At 45.5% G+C, this 20,068-nt stretch carries 15 protein-coding genes; 10 read left to right on the top strand and 5 right to left on the bottom strand.

Going from position 1 to position 20,068, the window contains the following annotated elements; all coding sequences use genetic code 11:
- Nucleotides 1-6 precede the first annotated feature (6 nt).
- From cobJ to EDC56_RS01925, 10 genes are all read left to right on the top strand, one after another.
- Nucleotides 7-783 (top strand): precorrin-3B C(17)-methyltransferase, encoded by a 777-nt coding sequence (gene cobJ / locus EDC56_RS01975; RefSeq protein ID WP_123710851.1) that lies wholly within the window; start codon nt 7-9, stop codon nt 781-783.
- 40 nt (nt 784-823) lie between these two features.
- Nucleotides 824-1,624 (top strand): precorrin-4 C(11)-methyltransferase, encoded by an 801-nt coding sequence (gene cobM / locus EDC56_RS01970; RefSeq protein ID WP_123710850.1) that lies wholly within the window; start codon nt 824-826, stop codon nt 1,622-1,624.
- A gap of 26 nt (nt 1,625-1,650) precedes the next feature.
- Nucleotides 1,651-2,742 carry a cobalamin biosynthesis protein CobW gene (gene cobW, locus EDC56_RS01965; RefSeq protein ID WP_123710849.1) on the top strand — a complete coding sequence of 364 codons (1,092 nt, stop codon included), beginning with the start codon at nt 1,651-1,653 and terminating at the stop codon, nt 2,740-2,742.
- On the top strand, nt 2,742-6,599 hold the full coding sequence (gene cobN, locus EDC56_RS01960; protein ID WP_123710848.1) for a cobaltochelatase subunit CobN: 3,858 nt from the start codon (nt 2,742-2,744) through the stop codon (nt 6,597-6,599). Before cobW ends, cobN begins: the two co-directional genes overlap by 1 nt.
- Nucleotides 6,600-6,694: 95 nt before the next feature.
- On the top strand, nt 6,695-7,348 hold the full coding sequence (elbB, locus tag EDC56_RS01955; RefSeq protein ID WP_123710847.1) for an isoprenoid biosynthesis glyoxalase ElbB: 654 nt from the start codon (nt 6,695-6,697) through the stop codon (nt 7,346-7,348).
- A gap of 714 nt (nt 7,349-8,062) precedes the next feature.
- The gene (locus tag EDC56_RS01950; protein WP_123710846.1) at nt 8,063-9,571 is read left to right on the top strand and encodes an AraC family transcriptional regulator; all 1,509 of its coding nucleotides are present in this window, start codon (nt 8,063-8,065) and stop codon (nt 9,569-9,571) included.
- A gap of 265 nt (nt 9,572-9,836) precedes the next feature.
- Nucleotides 9,837-10,343 (top strand): hypothetical protein, encoded by a 507-nt coding sequence (locus EDC56_RS01945; protein ID WP_148059280.1) that lies wholly within the window; start codon nt 9,837-9,839, stop codon nt 10,341-10,343.
- A gap of 410 nt (nt 10,344-10,753) precedes the next feature.
- Nucleotides 10,754-12,082: an ABC transporter substrate-binding protein gene (locus tag EDC56_RS01935; protein ID WP_162844050.1), complete on the top strand. Its 1,329-nt coding sequence runs from the start codon at nt 10,754-10,756 to the stop codon at nt 12,080-12,082.
- A gap of 68 nt (nt 12,083-12,150) precedes the next feature.
- On the top strand, nt 12,151-13,494 hold the full coding sequence (locus tag EDC56_RS01930) for a substrate-binding periplasmic protein (RefSeq protein ID WP_123710842.1): 1,344 nt from the start codon (nt 12,151-12,153) through the stop codon (nt 13,492-13,494).
- 124 nt (nt 13,495-13,618) lie between these two features.
- Nucleotides 13,619-14,116, top strand: a complete 498-nt coding sequence (locus EDC56_RS01925; protein ID WP_123710841.1) for a hypothetical protein — start codon at nt 13,619-13,621, stop codon at nt 14,114-14,116.
- Nucleotides 14,117-14,175: 59 nt separating this feature from the next.
- Here the strand turns inward: EDC56_RS01925 and EDC56_RS01920 are convergent, their stop codons facing one another.
- From EDC56_RS01920 to EDC56_RS01900, 5 genes are all read right to left on the bottom strand, one after another.
- On the bottom strand, nt 14,176-14,463 hold the full coding sequence (locus EDC56_RS01920; RefSeq protein WP_123710840.1) for a winged helix-turn-helix domain-containing protein: 288 nt from the start codon (nt 14,461-14,463) through the stop codon (nt 14,176-14,178).
- A gap of 20 nt (nt 14,464-14,483) precedes the next feature.
- The gene (locus EDC56_RS01915) at nt 14,484-14,942 is read right to left on the bottom strand and encodes a YehS family protein (RefSeq protein WP_123710839.1); all 459 of its coding nucleotides are present in this window, start codon (nt 14,940-14,942) and stop codon (nt 14,484-14,486) included.
- A 273-nt stretch (nt 14,943-15,215) separates the two neighbouring features.
- Nucleotides 15,216-16,079 (bottom strand): RluA family pseudouridine synthase, encoded by an 864-nt coding sequence (locus tag EDC56_RS01910; protein ID WP_211333526.1) that lies wholly within the window; start codon nt 16,077-16,079, stop codon nt 15,216-15,218.
- 48 nt (nt 16,080-16,127) lie between these two features.
- Nucleotides 16,128-17,303, bottom strand: a complete 1,176-nt coding sequence (locus tag EDC56_RS01905) for a GGDEF domain-containing protein (protein WP_123710837.1) — start codon at nt 17,301-17,303, stop codon at nt 16,128-16,130.
- 210 nt (nt 17,304-17,513) lie between these two features.
- Nucleotides 17,514-19,946, bottom strand: a complete 2,433-nt coding sequence (locus tag EDC56_RS01900; RefSeq protein ID WP_123710836.1) for a YgiQ family radical SAM protein — start codon at nt 19,944-19,946, stop codon at nt 17,514-17,516.
- Nucleotides 19,947-20,068 lie beyond the last annotated feature (122 nt).

The following is a 20,068-nucleotide window of genomic DNA, read 5'->3' as shown; positions in this document are numbered from 1 at the left end:
AATATTATGACGAAATTATTTGTAGTCGGTACGGGCCCAGGCCATGCAGACTTAGTGGCTCCAGCGGCGCTGAAAGCGATAAAAGCGAGTACTGACCTCGTAGCCTATGGCCTTTATCTCGACATTCTAGGCGAAGTCTGTGATGGCAAGAAACATCACGACCTACCTCTGGGTGAAGAGATAGGCAGGGCGCGATTAGCCCTCGATCTTGCTGCTGCAGGAAAGGCGACGGCGCTTATTTCCAGCGGTGATATTGGCATTTATGCGATGGCAACACTGGTTTTTGAGTTACTAGATCGGCAGATACAGGGCGAAGAGAGGCACCCAGAATGGCTTGATGTGGAAATTGAGGTGGTTCCAGGTGTGTCGGCGATGCAGGCGGGAGCAAGTCGTGTCGGTGCCTTATTAGGGCATGATTTCTGTACCGTATCGCTGTCTGATCTGCTGACGCCGTGGGAGACCATTGAGAAGCGAGTTCATGCTGCAGGTAGTGGTGATTTTGTTATTTCGTTCTATAACCCGGTTTCAAAAAAGCGAGATTGGCAATTAAACGCAGCTCGTGATGTGTTGCTGCAGTATCGACCAGCCTCGACCCCGGTGTTGATTGGCCGTCAGCTCAGTCGTCCAGACGAGACAATTACCATTACAACGCTGGCAGAATTAGATGCCAAAGATGTTGATATGTTTACCATGGTGAGTGTTGGTAATAGTGAGTCTCGGCATATTATTAATGGTACTGAACAATGGCTTTATACCCCACGTGGGTATAAGAAAAAATTATAGTTTTTGATGGGATTTATAACAATAAACTAGAGAAATAAATATGAAAGTCTATTTTATCGGTGCTGGACCTGGTGACCCGGAATTGATTACGGTAAAAGGGTTGCGATTGTTGCAGAGCTGCCCTGTCGTCTTGTATGCGGGCTCACTGGTGCCGAGAGAAATTTTAGCATCGGTGGAAGATCGTGCTGAGATTACTGATACGGCATCGTTAGATTTAGAGCAAATTATTGCACATATTGTCGATGCTAGAGATAAGGGTTTGGATGTTGCTCGTGTGCACTCTGGAGACCCCTCTGTTTATGGTGCAATAGGTGAGCAGATTAGAAGGTTGGAGGCGTTAGGTATTGATTTTGAAATTATTCCAGGTGTAACGGCGACATCGGCTTCGGCGGCGTGGCTGGGGAAAGAGTTAACGCTGTCCGGGGTGTCGCAGACAATCATCATGACACGTTATGAAGGAAAGACACCGTTCCCTGAGCGTGAGCGTCTACCGGCATTGGCGGCGTCTGGCGCAACGCTTGCGATTCACCTTGGTGTGACTCGAATACATAAGGTGATCGAAGAGTTGATCCCACATTATGGCGAAGGCTGCCCAGTAGCGGTGTGTTATCGCACGAGTTGGCCCGACCAGGATAAAGTGACAGGAACGCTCGCTGACATTGTCGAGAAAGTGCGTGCAAAGAAGTTTACTCGCACCTCGTTGATACTGGTTGGTCGAGTGTTAGATGCCGATGAGTTCCGTGATTCCTACCTATATGATGAAGCAAAGGCGCATGTCTATCGCCCAAAGGTTAAGCCCGCAACGCCACGTACAGTGAAGCGACAGGTTTTAGAAAGTTAAACGAACTCAATTAAAGGAATATCACCATGCAGCTGAATAAAATACCCGCAACAATTGTTACTGGCTTTCTCGGTAGTGGTAAAACTACTCTGCTATCAAACATCTTAAAACAAGCCGCAGGTAAACGTATTGCGGTTATCGTCAATGAGTTTGGTGAGCTTGATATCGATGCAGACCTGTTACGTTCGTGCCCTTTGGAGTGTGATGATGAGCAGGGAGCTGTGGTGGCAGGGGAAGATGGCATTTATGAGTTAGCCAATGGCTGTATCTGCTGTACTGTTGAAGAAGAGTTTTTGCCTGTGATGGAGCAGCTGGTAGCGCGTCGTGATGATATTGACCATATCCTTATCGAGACCAGTGGCTTGGCATTACCTAAACCGTTAGTGCAAGCCTTTAATTGGCCGGATATTAAGCAGCATTGTACTGTCGATGCGGTTATTACGGTGATTGATGGCCCAGCCGTTGCCGCTGGTCGCTTTGCCAGCGATGCTGATAAGGTGCAAGCTCAGCGTTTGGCTGATGAAAGCTTGGATCATGACCCATCATTGCAAGAGTTACTCGATGATCAGCTGAGCGCAGCAGATTTGGTGGTGATCAGTAAAAACGATCTACTAAGCGATGAGCAAAGGCAGCGTGTTCAGGCGGTAGCACAGGCACGCCTACCCGCGTCTGTGAAGACCTGTTATGTCAGTCATGGTGAAGCTTCGTTGGATGCACTCATCGGTGTTGAGGCTGCTGCAGAGCAGCGTATCGATTCGGTACATACGCACCATGATCATCATCATGACCATGGCGAGCATCATGAGCATGCGCACGATCACTTTGACTCCTTTGTGATTAGTCTTGGAGAGGTTGACAGTGATAAGCTACAAGCGATTCTACGTTCGCTATTGAGCGAGCATAATATTTTTCGTGCTAAGGGCTTCGCTGCATTACCTAATAAGCCTATGCGTCAAGTGTTACAGGCGGTAGGGGAGCGTCTAGACGTACACTTCGATCGCTTGTGGTTACCTACAGAGCAGCGCCGTAGCCAACTTGTCTTTATCGGTAAAGGGATTGAAGAGGAAAAGATTAAACAGGCGCTTATGGGGGCAGAGATTCAGCTGGTGAGCGCTTAATGCATTTACTGGCGGCGCAGCCTGGAGGTTTTGTCGATGACGAAGGGATTATCGACCTGCAACAGACGCCGGCTTCATTGGTGGTGCTTTCCGCAGCCGATAGTGCATTAGCGTCGCTGGCTGTCGCTGCAGATGGTTTGGCTGAGCAGCTGCCCAGCCTAAGGCTCGCAAATTGGATGCAGTTGCTCAAGCCAGCGGCATTCGATTACTACCAATCACAAGTGTTAGATCACGCGTCGGTTGTTTTGGTGTCACTGTTAGGTGGGGCGAGTTACTGGCGTTACGGTGTTGAAAGGTTGGTGCAGTGGCAACAGGAAAAGCCAGGGCGAAGCTTGGTCGTGGTTCCAGGTGATGATACCTTTGACCCTGAGCTGCAAGCACTCAGCAGCGTCGATGAACCTATGTGGCGGCGCTGTTGGCAATACCTGCGTCAAGGTGGCGTCACAAATGCGCAGCAGTTATTGAAAAGTTTAGCCTGCCGATTACCTGGTGTAACGCTAAGCTGTCAAGAGCCGCGAACGATCCCGCGTTGCTTGCTCTATCGGCCTGCTTTTATGTCAGCGATAGAGACAAGTTCACAGCAGGCAGCGTTGGTTGAGTGGCAGCAGCACTGGCGCTTGTACGGTGATGAGTGCTGGCCGCATGTGATTCTGCTGTTTTATCGCAGTCACCTACAAAGTGCTAATACGGCCATGTTTGATGAGCTGATACAAAGCCTAGAGCAACAGCAGCAGAATGTTTTGCCTATTGCGATTGCTTCGCTGAAAGATGATGAGTCGATGACTCTGATTAATACGCTAGTGGAACAGATCGATGCAAAACTGATTATCAACACAACAGGGTTTGCGAGTAATCGTGTTGATAGCCCAGGACTCAGCAGTAGCCCGACAGCTTTCTCGTCACCCTTTGAGCGTCCGCTACCGGTGCTACAGGTGATTCTCGCCTCTTCCACAGAGGATGATTGGCAAAAGCATAGCCAGGGATTACGTAGCCGGGATGTGGCGATGCAAGTGGTGTTGCCAGAAATGGATGGGCGTATTATTAGTCGGGCGATTAGTTTTAAAGCGGCCAGTCATTATAATGAGCGCTGCCAGATCAGTATTGTGCGTTACAGCCTGCATCGAGAGCGTGGTGACTTCGTTGCAGAGCTAGCCCGTCGCTACTGCGCACTATCTTCGACGAAAAATGCTGATAAGCGAATAGCGTTGATGCTGGCAAATTATCCCACTAAGGATGGTCGAATTGGTAATGGCGTGGGGCTGGATACACCGGCATCGACACTTAATATTCTCGAGGCAATGTCGGCTGCGGGATATCCATTGGCAGAGTTACCGCAAGACGGTAATGCACTGATCGAAGCATTGTTAGAGAGCGTGACTAACAATCCAAATACGCTACATACTTTACCGTGCTGGCAAAGTATCGCAATTGAAGAGTACCTTAATCATTTTGCTTGCCTGCCAGAAATATTACAGAGGAGTTTGTGGGACCGTTGGGGGCCGCCAGAGAATGACCCTAAATGCCGAAACGGTCGCTTAATGATTGCCGGTATTCGTCTAGGTGAGACGTTTGTAGGCATTCAGCCTGCACGCGGTTTTAACCTAGATCTCAGCGCTAACTATCACGACCCGGATCTTGTACCGCCCCATAGCTACTTAGCTTGTTACTTTTGGTTGCGCCACCACTATAAGGTACAGGCGATTATTCATGTGGGTAAGCATGGAAACCTAGAGTGGTTGCCAGGTAAGGGAACGGCGTTATCGAACGAGTGTTGGCCTGACGTTATATTGGGGCCGATGCCACATTTTTATCCTTTTATTGTTAATGATCCAGGGGAGGGGGCTCAGGCAAAGCGCCGTACTCAGGCAGTGATCATTGATCATCTGATGCCTCCGATGACGAGAGCGGAGAGTTATGGAGACCTGGCAGCACTAGAAGCGTTAGTCGATGAGTATTACCAGGCGATGGGTATGGATAGTCGTCGTGAGACGTGGCTGAGGGAAAAAATATTAGCAGAGGTGAAGCAAGCGAATCTGCTGGGGGAGCTGTCAGTTAGCAATACAGCAGACGACGAGCAAGTATTTAACAGCCTTGATACCTATCTATGTGAGATTAAAGAGGCGCAAATTCGTCATGGTTTACATGTTTTAGGGCGTCTTCCTTATGAGGAGAAGTTACTAAACACGGTTGTTGCGTTATTGCGCCTACCAAGAGGTTTGGCGGTAGCAGAACGAGGCATTTTACATGTTATTGCTGAAGACTTAGCCTTGACGGTTGACGGCGAGAACTTTAATCCTTTAGCTGCAAATACCGAACCTTGGTTGGGTGTTCGACCAACTATTTTATGTGCTATTGATGATAGTTTATGGCGGACGCAATCTGATACCCGTGAACGTTTAGAGTTGCTTGCACAGCGTTTGGTTGCTAGCTGGGTACTACAGGTTGAAGATGCCGATCCTTTGTGGGATGCGGTGTTAATTTCGAGCAGGCGACTTTGTGAACACGCCCAAGCAGTGCTGTTAAAATCTTTGCATGAGAGCGCCCAGAATGAAATAGGCGCCTTAATAAAGGGGTTGCAAGGTGATTTTGTTGAGCCAGGTCCAAGTGGTGCGCCAACGCGAGGCCGTCTAGATACGTTACCGACAGGCCGCAACTTCTATTCGGTCGATAATCGTAGTATTCCGTCACAGGCTGCTTGGGCTATAGGGCAAGCTTCAGCGGATGCGTTAATTGAGCGTCACCTACAGGAGCAGGGTGATTATCCGCGCGATCTTGGCTTATCGGTATGGGGAACTGCGACAATGCGTACAGGTGGCGATGATATTGCCCAAGCGTTTGCTCTGATGGGGGTGAGGCCAGTATGGGCGGCAGGTTCACAGCGGGTGATCGACATTGAGGTGATCCCGGCAATGTTGCTTGGTCGTCCACGTATCGATGTAACTCTACGGGTATCTGGCTTTTTCCGTGATGCCTTTGCTAATGTTATGCGCTTGTTTAATGCCGCAGTAGAGGCAATTGCAAAGATGAATGAAAACGCGGCGAGTAACCCTATTAGGGAGAATATTGAAAGCCGTCAAACGATGCTTATAGAGCAAGGGTTAAGCGAACAGCGTGCATTTTCTGAATCACGTTATCGTGTCTTTGGCAGTAAGCCAGGGGCTTACGGTGCCGGACTGCAAGGACTCATTGATGAGCGTTGCTGGAGCGATCGTGGGGATTTAGCTGAAGCGTACTTAAACTGGGGAGGGTACGCCTACGGTACAGGTATTGATGGCAAGGCTGACGGAATAGAAGCGAAGGATGCTTTTGCGCAACGCTTAGGGCAGTTACAGGTGGTGGTGCAAAATCAAGACAATCGTGAACATGACCTGCTAGATTCTGATGACTATTATCAGTTCCAAGGAGGCATGACTAACGCAGTGGCGGTGCTGTCAGAGCGTGAGCCCGTCATTTATCATGGTGATCACTCTAACCCCACGATGCCTAAGGTGCGTACCTTGCAAGAGGAGCTTAATCGTGTGATTCGTTCTCGCTTATTAAACCCTAAGTGGATTGAGGGAATGCGTGAACATGGCTATAAAGGTGCGTTTGAGATGTCAGCTAGTGTTGACTATATGTTTGCCTATGATGCTACTACCAACTTAATAAAAGATTACCAGTATCGGATGGTTACTGATAGCTTGCTGTTTGACAATAAGAATCGTGACTTTATGCAGAAGAATAACCCGCATGCTTTGGAGGAAATGGCGGAGCGCTTGTTAGAGGCGTGTCAACGGGGGATGTGGCAAGAACCTGGGGAATATAGTGAACGCTTACAATCATTGTTGCTTGAGCTTGATGATCAGCGAGAAGCTTAATTTTAAATAAGCAGCCTGAAAATAAATTAACGTAAGTCATGCCCCTGTTGTGCTAATTTAGAGATAAATTAACGTTAATAATAGGGGGATTGAATATGACAAAATTTGCGGTAGTGCTTTCTGGTTGCGGCTACATGGATGGAGCTGAGGTGCAAGAGGCAGTGTTGACACTGCTACATCTGGATAAGAGAGGAATTGACTATCAGTGTTTTGCTCCGAATATAGAGCAATGGCATGTAGTCAATCACTTAACTGGAGAGCCTGCCGGTAACGAAAGGAGGAATGTATTAGTTGAATCGGCTCGTATTGTCAGGGGGGATATTATGGACTTGGCTGATGCGAAGGCGGCTGAGTTTGACGCTTTGATTGTTCCGGGTGGCTATGGTGTCGCGAAAAACCTAAGTGATTTAGCGTTAAGTGGAGAAGAGTGTCAACTTAACCCAGACTTTTTAGCCTTTGCACAGGCATTTAAAGCAGCAAGAAAGCCCATTGGTCTTGCGTGTATTTCCCCGGCGCTGTCGGTTCGCATCTTCGGGATGGATGTTGAGTGTACGATTGGTTGCGATAAAGATACTGCACGAGTAATTGAGTTGATGGGAGGCAGGCATATGCATTGTGCTGTAAATGAAATTCATGTTGACGTAATTAATAAACTCGTAACAACTCCCGCCTATATGTATGATGCCGGCATCGCTGATGTTTCAGAGGGGCTAGAGAAGATGGTTGAGGCTGTAGAAAGTCTACTTTAAATGCCAATAAGAAATATTATAAAGATATTACAAGGATATAGAGATAATTGCGAATGTGCTTATAAGTGCGCTAGTATTTTAGTGGCGTAGCTTGGCGTGATGCAATGTCATGGCAGTTACGAAGACTTTAAACTTCTACTCACTATTTCGTAAGTGTTGAGTAAATAAAGCCTATTGTAGCCCTTTCGCGCTGTACCAAGGGTGTGTCTGTCTAAGGAGATAGAATAAATGTTCAGATAATCTGTTATCACTTTGTTAGGCTAAAAAGATGATGTTGCTGTTTAGTAATGATCTTAAGGTTGTTGTTTGTTAATGAAGGTTTGTTGAGAAATAGATTTTCATCGTGTTACTAAACATTTATTTTAAATGACTTGTTTCTTAGGAATGAGATACTCTTATATTTTTATTGATGGCGAAGATCTTTGTAATTATGTTTTAAATCAGCGACATATGTTTATCGTCTTTCTTTTTTGTGCTGGGTAGTATTTAAAATTAAGAGTATGCTTGTTTTAATCCGATCGTCGATTTGCGTCATTAATCCGCATATTATGCCGATTATAAAATCAAATTATCTAATAACTTAGTTTGCCTATTAAGCAAAATAATCTTAGTTAAAAATATAAGTCTGTAAATATTTACTTGATGTAATGTTTTTAGGTTTGTTGTGATTGTTTTAGCTTTGTTATTAATAATAAGTGCCGTTGAGGAAGAGAAATGGGATTACCTGCAGTTTTTGATATCTTGGAAAGAGTAAGTCAAAATAATTTGGAGTCAATTCTCAGCTCAATCATAGCTGAATCTAACTTAAGTAACTCCACGATACTGATTCATAGTAAGGATAAAGATGAATTGGGTATGTCAAACATAGGCTTGACGCTGTTTGATGATAAAGAGTGTGAGTACGATGGTTACTCCTCTTTCCCTATTTACTATCAAAGGAAAGAAATTGGCTTGTTGAATATACCAACATTAGATATAGATACTGATCAAGGGCAGGAATATATTCCGGACACCAAAAATAAGCTAGCGTTACTAATTAACCGTCATCTTACCAATACCATATCAAAGCACTGCCTGGGTAAGGGGCAAGAATTAGTAGGGCTTAGTGAGCATGTACTTAGTCTGGAGCGGTTTATAGAGCGTGCTTCCTGTATAGATTGTCCGGTGGTTATCAAAGGAGAATCTGGCTGTGAAAAGCTGTCAATAGCAAGTGCTATTCATTACAACAGTGATAGAAAAGAAGAGGCATTTATAGAGCTAAACTGTTCTGCTGTTGGTGAAAATAATTTCCATGAAAAACTATACAGATATGCAGAGATGTCGAAGGGAGGTACGTTATTTCTCAGCGAAATAGACTTCTTAGATAGAGATCAGCAAAATATATTAGTTGATTTTCTTTGTGTTAGTAGTCTTCAGCCTGATAACCAGGTGTCTGCTAACAGCGTGAACGTTAGGCTGATTGTATCATCAACTAAGGATTTAAAGGGTGAGGTTAGAAGAGCAGAGTTCTCTCAATTCCTTTTCTCATCATTTAACTTCCTAGAGGTTGAGGTCCCTTCGTTAAGAGAAAGGAAGGAAGATATACCGTATATTTTACAGGCATTATTAATGGAGTATCAGATATTCCCAAGCCAGAGTTTCTCTGAGGATGCAAAACATGTAATTTACTCTTATAGCTGGCCAGGCAATTATTCTGAGCTCAATAGAGTCGTCATACGCTTGGTGACATTAGCTAAAAATGATGTCATAGGCAAGGAAGATATTGCCAAGCACAGTCCTGAGCTGTTGATGACTGCACCGCCTCATTTAGGGCATAGCTTTCTGGCTCAGAATCTAATTGATGATCTAAAGAGCAAGAAATTTACAAGGCTGAACTACTTACATTTAGCTCTTCAAAAGTCATTGATCTACATCGCTAATAATTATAGGGAAAGAATAACTCTGCAAGGCTTGGCGAATAATGCTTGTGTTAGCCCTTCTCATCTTTCGTATCTTTTTAAAGTTCATTTAAATAAAAGTTTTAAGAAAGTTCTTATCGAGCTGAGGCTTGGGCATGCTAAAAGCGTGTTTGTTGCAAGGCCAAGTGAAAAGATAACGTCAGTTTCTTACGAGGTTGGCTTCGGTGACTTAAGTTACTTTGAAAAAGCTTTTAAGCAGCAAGAAGGTATGACTCCGCGTCAGTATAAAAATAAGGTTAAGTCTATATTACCTGCGTTGCAGTAGGTATCTATGTAAAGATTATAAGGTGAGTGCTTGACTAAACGAAGACTCTTGTTGCTTTTAAAACAAACCTCTTTGGTGATTTTGAGTGATGAGATGTGGTTAGTGTTTACTGTGTGTTAATTCTCATTATTCCTTTGCCGTTTTTATCAGGTTTACGGCGTTTTATATCCTGGTGCTAGGTTTTTTAGTGGGAGGCCTTTTTTGGCTCACATTAAAGTTATTCTGGTGGTTTCTAGTATTCATATCTTTAAATATGAGGTGGTTGATGAATGTTACACTGATAGTTTTGGTGGTTGGAGCTATGTTGTCGTTCTCTGTCACTGTTCTTTGGCAGATGGAGAAAATCACGAGTGCAGAGTTACATGGGGAAATAAGCATTTTAAAAGATGTGATTGAGCGAAAAAACCTAGAAAATATTAGGCTACAAGACTCTCTGGAAGAAGAAAAGGTTAGTGTTGAGACATCAATGCGGGTTGTTCAGTTAGGCCAGAAGAGGTTGAGCGAATATAGAAAGCGGATTGAGCAAGTTAGAAATAGAAATGAAAACTTAGCCAGAAAGATTGATAAATTACGTTTAACTGAAGAGAAGGAGTCAATGGAAAGTCCTCGTCAGCGTGGTGATGCTGCTGTTAATCGTTGGGATGTGATATTTCAGACTATTGCCGTAATAGATGAAAAAGGTGGGGGGTATGATTCTAGACCTCTATTGATTGAAGACAACAAGGTTAAGCTGCGTCGTCGAGACTTTCATAGCGTAAATGTAAGCAAATAGGTTGAATAATCTCACTCTGTTTGTATAGGTGGTTGCTAAGGGTGGCCCAAGATGAGGTATTATTTGTCGTGGTGAGGTCTTAGGTTTTTCTGTGTGGTCTCTAGTGTAGCTAGTATTATAAAGGCTGTTATAGCCTGTTGTTTGTTTGTTTGTTTGTTTGTTTGTTTGTTTGTTTGTTTTTTTGTTTTTTTGTTTCTTTCTTTGTTTAGCATTGTAGTGTGGTAAATTCCCTTTTTATTGAAAGTGTGTTGCCGCATACACTTTCCCCGATTTATCCAAGTCTTTACGCGTTGTTAGGCGCTTTAATGTTGTCTTGATCTTATGTTGTTGTGTTTTGTTGGCAGCTTCTATATCTATGCTGAGAAGCTGGTTGTTTCGGTGTAATATCATCAGGTTTTATGAGGGTGGCGATGGAGATGTTATTAAAGAGTGCTACTAGATTAAAAACTAAGCATGTCATGGCATTGGTGTTTCTTGTTCTTCAATTTCTTTGGATGATGGGCGCGACATATTTTTTGGTAGAGAAAACTCAGTTGTCACCGCTAGTCGATAGAGTAACTTTGCTACGGGATCAGGTGGATGAAAAGGATAAGGATGTCGATATATTTAAAGCAAAAGCTAACAAGCTTGAGGATAATTTTAACTCTATTCAGCAACAACGTAATCAGCCCGCTCTCTTATCGCCAGCTAATGAGCAGGATATTATTTCTAGTCAGTTAAACTTTAGCTGGAGCTATGCCGGTAATAATGAGTTTCAACGTTATATTCTTGAGATGAGAAACCTAGACGATGGTAAAGACTATAGTTTTAATGTCACTAACTTAGGGTTGGAAAGCATGCATGTTCCTGTCTATCGCGTTGGTTATGGAGAGTTTCTATGGCGCGTCACTCCGGGTCATCGTTTTGGAGATGTTGATCTTGTTCAAGGGGGAGGGAGTAACTACTCCCTGTTTAGAGTGTTCTCGTCCGCTTGGAGAAAAGTACTAAAAAAAAGGGAGATCTTAGTTGCTACAACACCAAAGATGTCAGGAGTGTTTGCAAGAGTTAGTGCGAATAATGAGCTGGTTGGTTTCGATATTGATTTAATTAAATGGGTGATAGATGAGATAAATTATAAAGAAAACCTGGATGTGCCAATTAAAGTTTCTTTTGTAAGTTTGCCTTGGGATCAGTTGTTGCCAAAGTTGAGAGATCAAGAGGTTGATATTGTTGTGTCTAGCATGACTGCAACGAAAGAGCGTGAGGTGAGCTTTAATGTGGTTTTTTCCGAAAAATATTTCCGTGCACATGAATTGTTTGTTGTTAAAAAAACACCGGTTAATGGTTTCCCTGATGGGTTAAAAGGTGGTGTTGTTGGTGTTATAGATAATACAACGAGTGAGAGTACTGCAATATATTTGTCAAAAATCTATGGTTTTAAAGTCAACTCTAAGTTCAAATATTATGGGGATATGCTGAAGGCGCTAGAAGCTGGTGAGATAAATTTTGTTGTCGCAGATAAGGTTGATGCGATGGTTCATGTTAATAGCGAGTGGTTTGAAATATATGGGCCAGATCTAGATGAGGTGATGAAAGAGTTCTATAAAGAAAGCTTTGGTCACGAGGAGCAATACTATGCATTTGCTCTACGTCGAGAGTTGAGTGATGAATTGTTGAATAAAATTAATGAAATTATATTATCGCCAAGAGGGCAGGCTAAGTTATCCCAGCTAGAAAAGCGTTGGGTCTATGGTGCTTAACGTGGGCTTGTAATTCAGTTTGTGAGGGTGCCTGGTGGAGGTAGTAATGTTGAGTGAGAAAAGTTTGTATGTCTGAAGAAGTAGCTTATAAGAGGATCCAGATAACCTCGAGACATCACTTGACTATGGCTAGTGTTATTACTGTGTCAGTGTGGGTTGTCAGTGTTACCTACTTCTTTCTTGGCTATGTGCAAATTTCACCACTACAAAGCAAGGCGTCATCGCTCAGTGCTCGCTTACAGAGGGTCTCTGCTGAGGCGGAGATATATGATGAAAGAATCAAAAATCTACGCATGAGTTATTTGTTGCTTCTGCAGGAACATGATAAACCAATTACGCTTGAGCCAAGAAATGAGGCAGACCTAGTCGGCTCTCAAATAAATTTTGAATGGGATTATAGGCTTCATAATGGTAGTCAGCGCTATATTTTGGAAATAGTTAGTTTGGATTCAAGGAAGACATACCGGTTTAATGTCACTAATCCAGACCTAAAGAGTATGTATTTGCCCGTTAAAAATGTGGGGTATGGTGAGTTTCTATGGCGAATTATTCCGGGTCACCGATCGGGTGATGTTGAGCTGACGGAAGGAAGCTCGAGTAACTTCTCATTGTTTAGGGTTTTTCCATCGGTGTGGAAGAAAGTGTTGCAAAAAAGGGTGTTAGTCGTTGGGACTAGCCCTGACATGTCGAGTAAATTTAATAGAGAGACTGCAGACAACAAAGTAATTGGTTTTGATATTGATCTTATGGAATGGATTGTTTCTGAAATTAATCTGAAATTAAAGCTGGTTCCGCCAATAAAGTTGACTTTTTCTCGCCTACCGATGAGTAAGATATTGCCCAAGCTTCGCGAAAGGGAGGTTGATCTCGCTATATCTAGCCTGACGGCAACGAAAGAGTGGGAAAGAAAATACAATGTAGTTTTTTCAGAAGGTTATTTTCGTACTGATGAGGTGTTTGTCACTAAGAATAAAATGGTGGGTAACTTTCCTGATGGATTGCAGGGAAAGCTTGTTGGAGCGGTATTGGGTTCGATTAATGAGCGCTCTGCTCGCTTCTTAGCTGAGAAATACGGCTATAATGTAGTTTCCCATTACTTGACGCGAACACAGCTTTATCGAGCACTCGATAATAATAATGTTGACCTAGTAGTAACTGATAAAATCCATGTATTCTCTGAGTTGAGTAATAATAGGTTTGATACTTATGGTCCTGATTTGTTGAGCCTTCTTTCCGGTTTTTATCGAGAAAACTACGGTAGAAAAAATAATGTTTACTCTATCGCTCTTCATCATGATAGAGAAGATGAGCTGCTTTTGATGATTAATGAAATACTTAAATCTAATGAAGGCCGTAATGAACTTGAGTTGTTGGAGAGAAAATGGATTAGCCCCCGAGTTGTCCAGAATTAGTCAGCTAGCATCGTAAATTCTGTCGCTAACAAGAGTGGCAAGGGGCTTAGTAGTAACTATTGTAAGTGTTGAGTTGTGGCATGGTTGCCATTTATTTTGTTGAAATATAAATAAGTAGGTTCTTATGCGGGAAAATCTCATCAATGTTTTAATCGTAAGCTGTATTTTTGCAGTGTTATTGTTCGTTACACCCTCGCGCCGAGGAGAGGATAGCAGTAAGTTGTCGTCGCTCCCGATTCTTCCGCCACTGCTAACACCTCTGCCATTATCTTCGCCTGAGCCAGTGAGTCTCAGCAATATGAGAGTTATCACGCCAGAAGTCGTAGAGTACTGGGCTACAGTGTGTAAAGACTTTAAATCAGCGGAGGTGAAGGGGCGAGCTGACTTACAGCTGCAGGAAAAGCACGGGGTGACTTTAACAAAAGATAGTGCCTGCGATTGGGTTTATTATGCGCTTCCAGTTCAAGATGAGTTAAACTTAGAGGAGTATTTCTCTAATGTTGCGCAGTATATTGATAGCTTGAAGGCGCAGAACCTATTATTAAAGCAAGAATTGATAGACCGCCAATCGGCTGTAATAAAGACTGGCAAGGAGCTGGGGGAAGCGCTTGATGAGGGTTAGGTGCTGCTGTAGGTGAAGTTGGGAGTATGCAGATGTGTGTGGGGCAGAGGATTGCTAGCTTACTCTAAGGTATAATTTAATAACTCAGTTATCTCTACCATGTTGTTATTTACCCATTCTGGGTTGATTGGCCCCCAGTTACTAATGTGGTAATAGCCATCTTTGGTTGCCCCGATGAACTCACAGCAAATACCAAGTTCTGCCAGTGCTGAGATGGTATCTTGAGCGGTGCGCCTTGGCATTGCTGTGAGAGCTTGAATGGCAGGGACTGTGTTGGTGCCGCTGGATATTAATTGCGCGACTAATAAACGGCGGTAAAAACTAGTTTTTGTTTTGCTGGCTTTCATGTCCGGTTGCCTATAGTTTTTTATATGTGATATTTGAGTTCAACGCCTTTGAGGAAGTTGCGCAATATTTGATCCTTGCATTCTCGGTAGTGTTTGTGACCGGGTTTGCGGAAAAATGCACTGAGTTCATGCTTGCTTATATTGAAGTCAGCGCGCTCAAGTAGGTCGAGAATCTCTTCTGCCTTGAGGTTCATAGCGATTTTTAATTTCATGAAAATGATGTTGTTATTGACACGGTTTTCGGGCTCTGGTTGCGGGCCTTCACGTTTGCCTCGCTTATCGTTAATCAGGCCATTTAGAAAGGTTGCTAGCTGGCGATCACTCAAGTTCTGATACCCATCAGTTTCCTCACCTTTCAGCCAATCACAAACTTCGGCACGTTTGGCTTTCAACCCTCCTTGAGTAAAGAGGTCGATCATTTTGTTGTCATCGTAACTGAAAATATAGCGAATACGGCGTAGCACATCATTGTTGGTCATTGGTGTTCCTTTGGCGAAGCTAAATTGAAGGTCTTGTATATAGATTATAGAGTCAAAAGACAAGCATAATTGTTTATGGTTGATTCTCTATGGCGCTGCTTCTGATCTGTGTCCCAAACAAGGCGTTATAGAGTGCAGGGCAGGGTGTGAACGAGAGAGCCTACGCATGTGGGCACAGCCTGAATTATGGGAGGTCTATAACACTGTAAAAATGTTGAATGCAGCGCTATACGGTACCTGTTGCATAATAAGGTTAAGGGCGCTTGCATTATTTTATAGGGTTGAGATTATGACTTCGTAGCGTAAGAAGCTTGTTGGTAGCTGTTTAGGCTTTAGCGTAATGTCGATAGTTTGTTGTGTGTTAGGGCAGATGAAGTCTAGGTGAAAGGCGACTAGCTGTAAGTCAGGGTCGCCAGGCTGTGCTTGACCGTGTAGGCGGTCACCGATAATAGGGTGGCCTATAGTGGCAAGGTGACGTCGAATTTGGTGTTTTCTTCCGGTTTCAATATCAATACAGACAAGGCTTTGTTGCTTATCAGTGGTGAGGGGGTGCAGGTGGGAGCAAGCGTTTTTGCTATCGATTTCGGCCCTAACCGTCGTGCTCTCCGTTAGCTCGCCTTGACAGAGGGCGAGGTAACGCTTGTGAATTTTACGTTCACTGAATAGCTCGGATAGTGCTGCAGCTGTACGTTTTGCGTGGGCGACAATGATAAGCCCACTTGTGGCACGGTCGAGACGATGCACAATGAAGCTGGGGCGGTCTAGGTGCTTTCCAGCCCAGCGTGCAATAGTGCAGTGGTCACCCCATTTAGATCCCTGGGTATACATGCCGTAGGGCTTGTACCAAATGCTGTAGTCTTGTTTGTCGAGTATTAGTGTGGGGGTGGGAGGTTCTGATGCTAGAACTATCGGGTTGTAGTACAGGTGTAGTCCACAGCCTGCTTCCAGTTGACGGTTGCGGCGAAGCTGTTTGAGTTTCTTACCGGTTCCAGCCCAAACAGCTCCTTTTTGCATCGCCTGTTTGACTTGCTGTTTGGATAGTTCGGTAGCGCTCGCTAAAAAGCTGATAGGGTCGTTGCTTGGGCTACTAAATTGGTGATGGTACTCAAAGGTGTCGGCGTGATGAGAGTTATGCAAGGCGATATGCTCACTGATCAAACTGGTATTATAGGCGATCGCTCAAGCTTAGGCGATGCTTGAAGCTGTTGCTTGGCGTTCAGCATAGTGCCAGCCAAGTTTTTCACGTTTTGCATGGTACATCGCCTCGTCGGCGAAGTGTTTGAGTTGATCGGGTGCGATGCCTAGCTCAGCGGTGGCAACCCCTATGCTGCCGCTGACTTGCAATATCTGGCCACGAAAGTCTACCGGTGTTTTTAGTAGCTCAAGTAGTTTGTTGCAGATTGTTGTAATGTCGCTTTTATGTCTGATGGTCGGGCTTACTAGGGCAAACTCATCACCGCCGAGTCGGCCAATAATATCGCTATCACGGAGGTTTCCCGCAAGGCGTTGAGATAACACCTGTAGTAAATGGTCGCCAGCTGCATGGCCATACTGGTCATTTACCCTTTTAAAGCCGTTGAGATCGATGTAAAAGAGTACGATGGCTGCTGGATTGCAGCGCCGATCATATTCTTGCATTAGCGTTTCTAGCTCATGGTCAAACTTGCTCCGATTGACGAGGCCGGTGAGGGCGTCGTGATTAGCCATGTGCTCAATGTAGCGATGCTGGGCATCGCGCTCACTTTTGTAGTGGCGCGACATGGAATCGTTGATCAGTGCCATCACAACGATAGCGGTAAATCCTGCGACGAGGCTAAGTGAGCGGGTGATGTTTTGGTACTCACTGTCCATCATGCTGAGAAAGCTGTATTGAAAGTAGACCTCCAAGACTAAGAGGGCGATTAGTGTGGAGGCGCAAAGTAGGCACCAAGCGATACTGTATTTACGGTCTAGTAGGCAGAGTGCCAAAATAGGAGGCACTGACATTAAAATCGTCGAAGGTGATGTGATAGGGCCGCCTGCAATCCACACCGAAAAGACGACGATTGCGTAAAAGGTGGCGACAGTAATATTGGTGTGTAGAATGAGTTTTCCGCAGCGTTTGATGAAATAAAGGATGACGACAAAGGTGAAGGCTACAAGTAAGGTTAGACCAGCGCCAAGCTTGAATAGATAGCTGTCGAAAGGGATGGTTGCGATGAGGATAATAGCAATCATACTCGCGATAACGCTGTAGCTAATTAACATGCCGACGAGGGTGCGGGCACGATAATGGGTGTCACTATCGGCTAACAGCTCCTCGGGTATGAGGGCGTCTAGTCGGTTGACGAATTTTGATAGTGGAGAGTTTTCACCATTCATTGCTAACAGCCTTGTTATTTTTTTTAGGGCTAGTGCATCGGTATCACGGTATAGAGACAATAACAGATAAATTGAGCGTACGCAGGCGTCACCAACTGGCGACTTACTGAAACAGCTTAATTTTCAGAAATACTACGCTAATGAGGTAGTGGTATTTTTTGCGTGGCGGAGTAGCCCTCACCGTGGGGAGAGGGCTGTGACAAGAGAGTGCTAACGCCGAGTTCGTTTGGAGCTTGATTTAGGGCGGCTATTCTTGCTCTTGTGAGAGTGGCTAGCATCGGCAGTTTTTTTAGGGCCGCCTTTGCTTGCTGGCTTGCCTCTGTTTGGGCGAGGGCTTTCAGATATGTTGCCTTTAGCCGTTGCAGACCAGGCCTTCTTTTCTTCACGCCTGCGATTAGGCTTGGCTGGTTGATGTTTGCCGTGGCTTGCGGAGCCGTTTGTAGTTTGTTCGCCCTCACGCAGGGCATTTTTACGGCGGTCGTTACTATTTTCGTGACGCTTATCACTTGGATTGCGTGGTAAGCCTGTGTGCTTGGTTTTAATGTGGCGCCCTTTCTCAGCCTGCTCTAGCAGCCAAGTGCGAGGTTGATCACGGGGTACTAGATGCTTCTTGCCGTTACCAATCAGGTCGTTACGCCCCATCTCTTTGAGGGCTTCACGGATCATAGGCCAGTTGTCCGCATCGTGATAGCGCAGGAATGCCTTGTGTAGTCGGCGGGCGCGCAGTCCTTTTGCAGTCGTTACTTTCTCGCCGCGTTTGCGGCTGATAGCGCTTAACGGGTTGCGGCCAGAATGATACATCGTCGTAGCGTTGGCCATCGGCGAGGGGTAAAAAGCTTGCACTTGATCGGCTTTGAAGCCGTGACTCTTCAGCCAAAGGGCAAGGTTCATCATGTCTTCGGTGCTAGTACCGGGGTGGGCGGCGATGAAGTAGGGGATTAGATACTGTTCTTTACCTGCCGCCTTAGAGAACTTCTCGAACATCCTTTTGAAGGCGTCGTAGGTGCCGATAGCGGGCTTCATCATCTTAGACAATGGCCCTTCCTCTGTGTGTTCAGGGGCAATTTTTAGATAGCCCCCGACATGATGTGTGACCAGCTCCTCAACATACTCAGGCGTCTTTACCGCAAGGTCGTAGCGCAACCCAGATGCGATGAGTACGCGTTTGACACCAGGGGTATTTCTGGCGCGACGATAGAGGCTAATGAGTGGTGTCTGATCAGTGCCTAGATTCTTGCAGATACCCGGGTGTACGCAGCTGAGGCGTCGGCAACTCTCTTCGATCTCTTTGCTTTTGCAAGCTAGGCGCCACATATTGGCGGTTGGTCCACCAAGGTCAGAAATTGTGCCGGTATAGCCCTCGGTCTTATCACGGATGTTTTCAACCTCGGCGATAATAGAATCTTCAGAGCGGTTTTGAATGATACGCCCCTCGTGCTCGGTAATCGAACAGAAGCTGCAGCCGCCGAAGCAACCACGCATGATATTGATCGAGAAGCGAATCATCTCGAAAGCAGGGATGCGGGCACCATTGTAGCTGGGGTGTGGATTGCGCGCGTAGGGCAGGGCGAAGACACCATCAAGCTCATCGGTTTCTAGTGGGATAGGAGGCGGAGTTAGCCATACGTCGCGCTTGCCGTGACGTTGTACGAGCGCACGAGCGTTACCTGGGTTTGTCTCTAGGTGCATCACGCGAGAAGCGTGCGCGTAAAGTACCTCATCCCCTTTAACTTGTTCGTAGCTGGGGATACGTATGAAGCTCTTATCACGTGTCGCGACAGTTCGTGGTGGGTTTAGGTCGAAGATCTTGATGGGCTGTATTTCATCAGCCATGGCTTCGGTGACAGCAGAGTTGCTGTTCTTGGCGCAACTAGCGAGCTCTTCAGTGTCTTGGTATGGGCTGTATTTCTTATCGATGACCCCAGGTCGGTCGACCTCGGTAGAGTCGATCTCAACCCAGTCTTTTGGTAGTTCTTTGCGAAAAAAGGCGGTGCCACGGATATCTTGCAGTTCAGAGATCTGCTCGCCGTTATTGAGGCGGTGGGCAACTTCGACAATTGAGCGGTCAGCGTTGCCATAGAGAAGCAGGTCGGCCTTGGAGTCAACGAGTACAGAGCGTTTAACGGTATCGCTCCAGTAGTCATAATGAGCGATGCGTCGCAGACTGGCCTCGATAGAGCCGATTACAACAGGTACGCCCTTGTAACACTCGCGGACTTTTTGCGCGTAAACTGTGACCGCTCTGTCCGGGCGTTTGCCGCCGATATTGCCTGCAGTGTATGCATCGTCATGGCGCAGCTTCTTGTCGGCGGTGTAGCGATTGATCATGGAGTCCATGTTGCCCGCAGCGATACCCCAGAACAGATTGGGTTTGCCGAGCGTCATGAAAGCTTCTTTATTGGTCCAGTCTGGCTGCGAGATAATACCCACCCGGAAGCCCTGCGCCTCGAGTAGCCGGCCGATGACGGCCATGCCGAAGCTGGGATGGTCAACATAGGCGTCACCGGTGACAATGATGACGTCACAGCTGTCCCACCCAAGCACATCCATCTCCTCGCGACTCATCGGCAAGAAAGGGGCGGGACCAAAACATTCTGCCCAGTGTTTACGGTAGGAGAATAGGGGGGTAGCGGTGTGTGACATACGCGATAGGACCGAGGCTGTAGAAACGGAGGGCAAATTATACGTGTAGTCACCTTAAAGGGATAGTGAAAGCTATTGTCCTGTGCTGATATGGCAATAAAAAGGCTGACGTGGGTAAGGGG

It is taken from the genome of Sinobacterium caligoides (assembly GCF_003752585.1).
Classification (GTDB): Bacteria; Pseudomonadota; Gammaproteobacteria; order Pseudomonadales; family Sinobacteriaceae; genus Sinobacterium; species Sinobacterium caligoides.
Note: the sequence above shows the minus strand (reverse complement) of the source record. Positions and strands in the feature narration are given on the sequence as shown.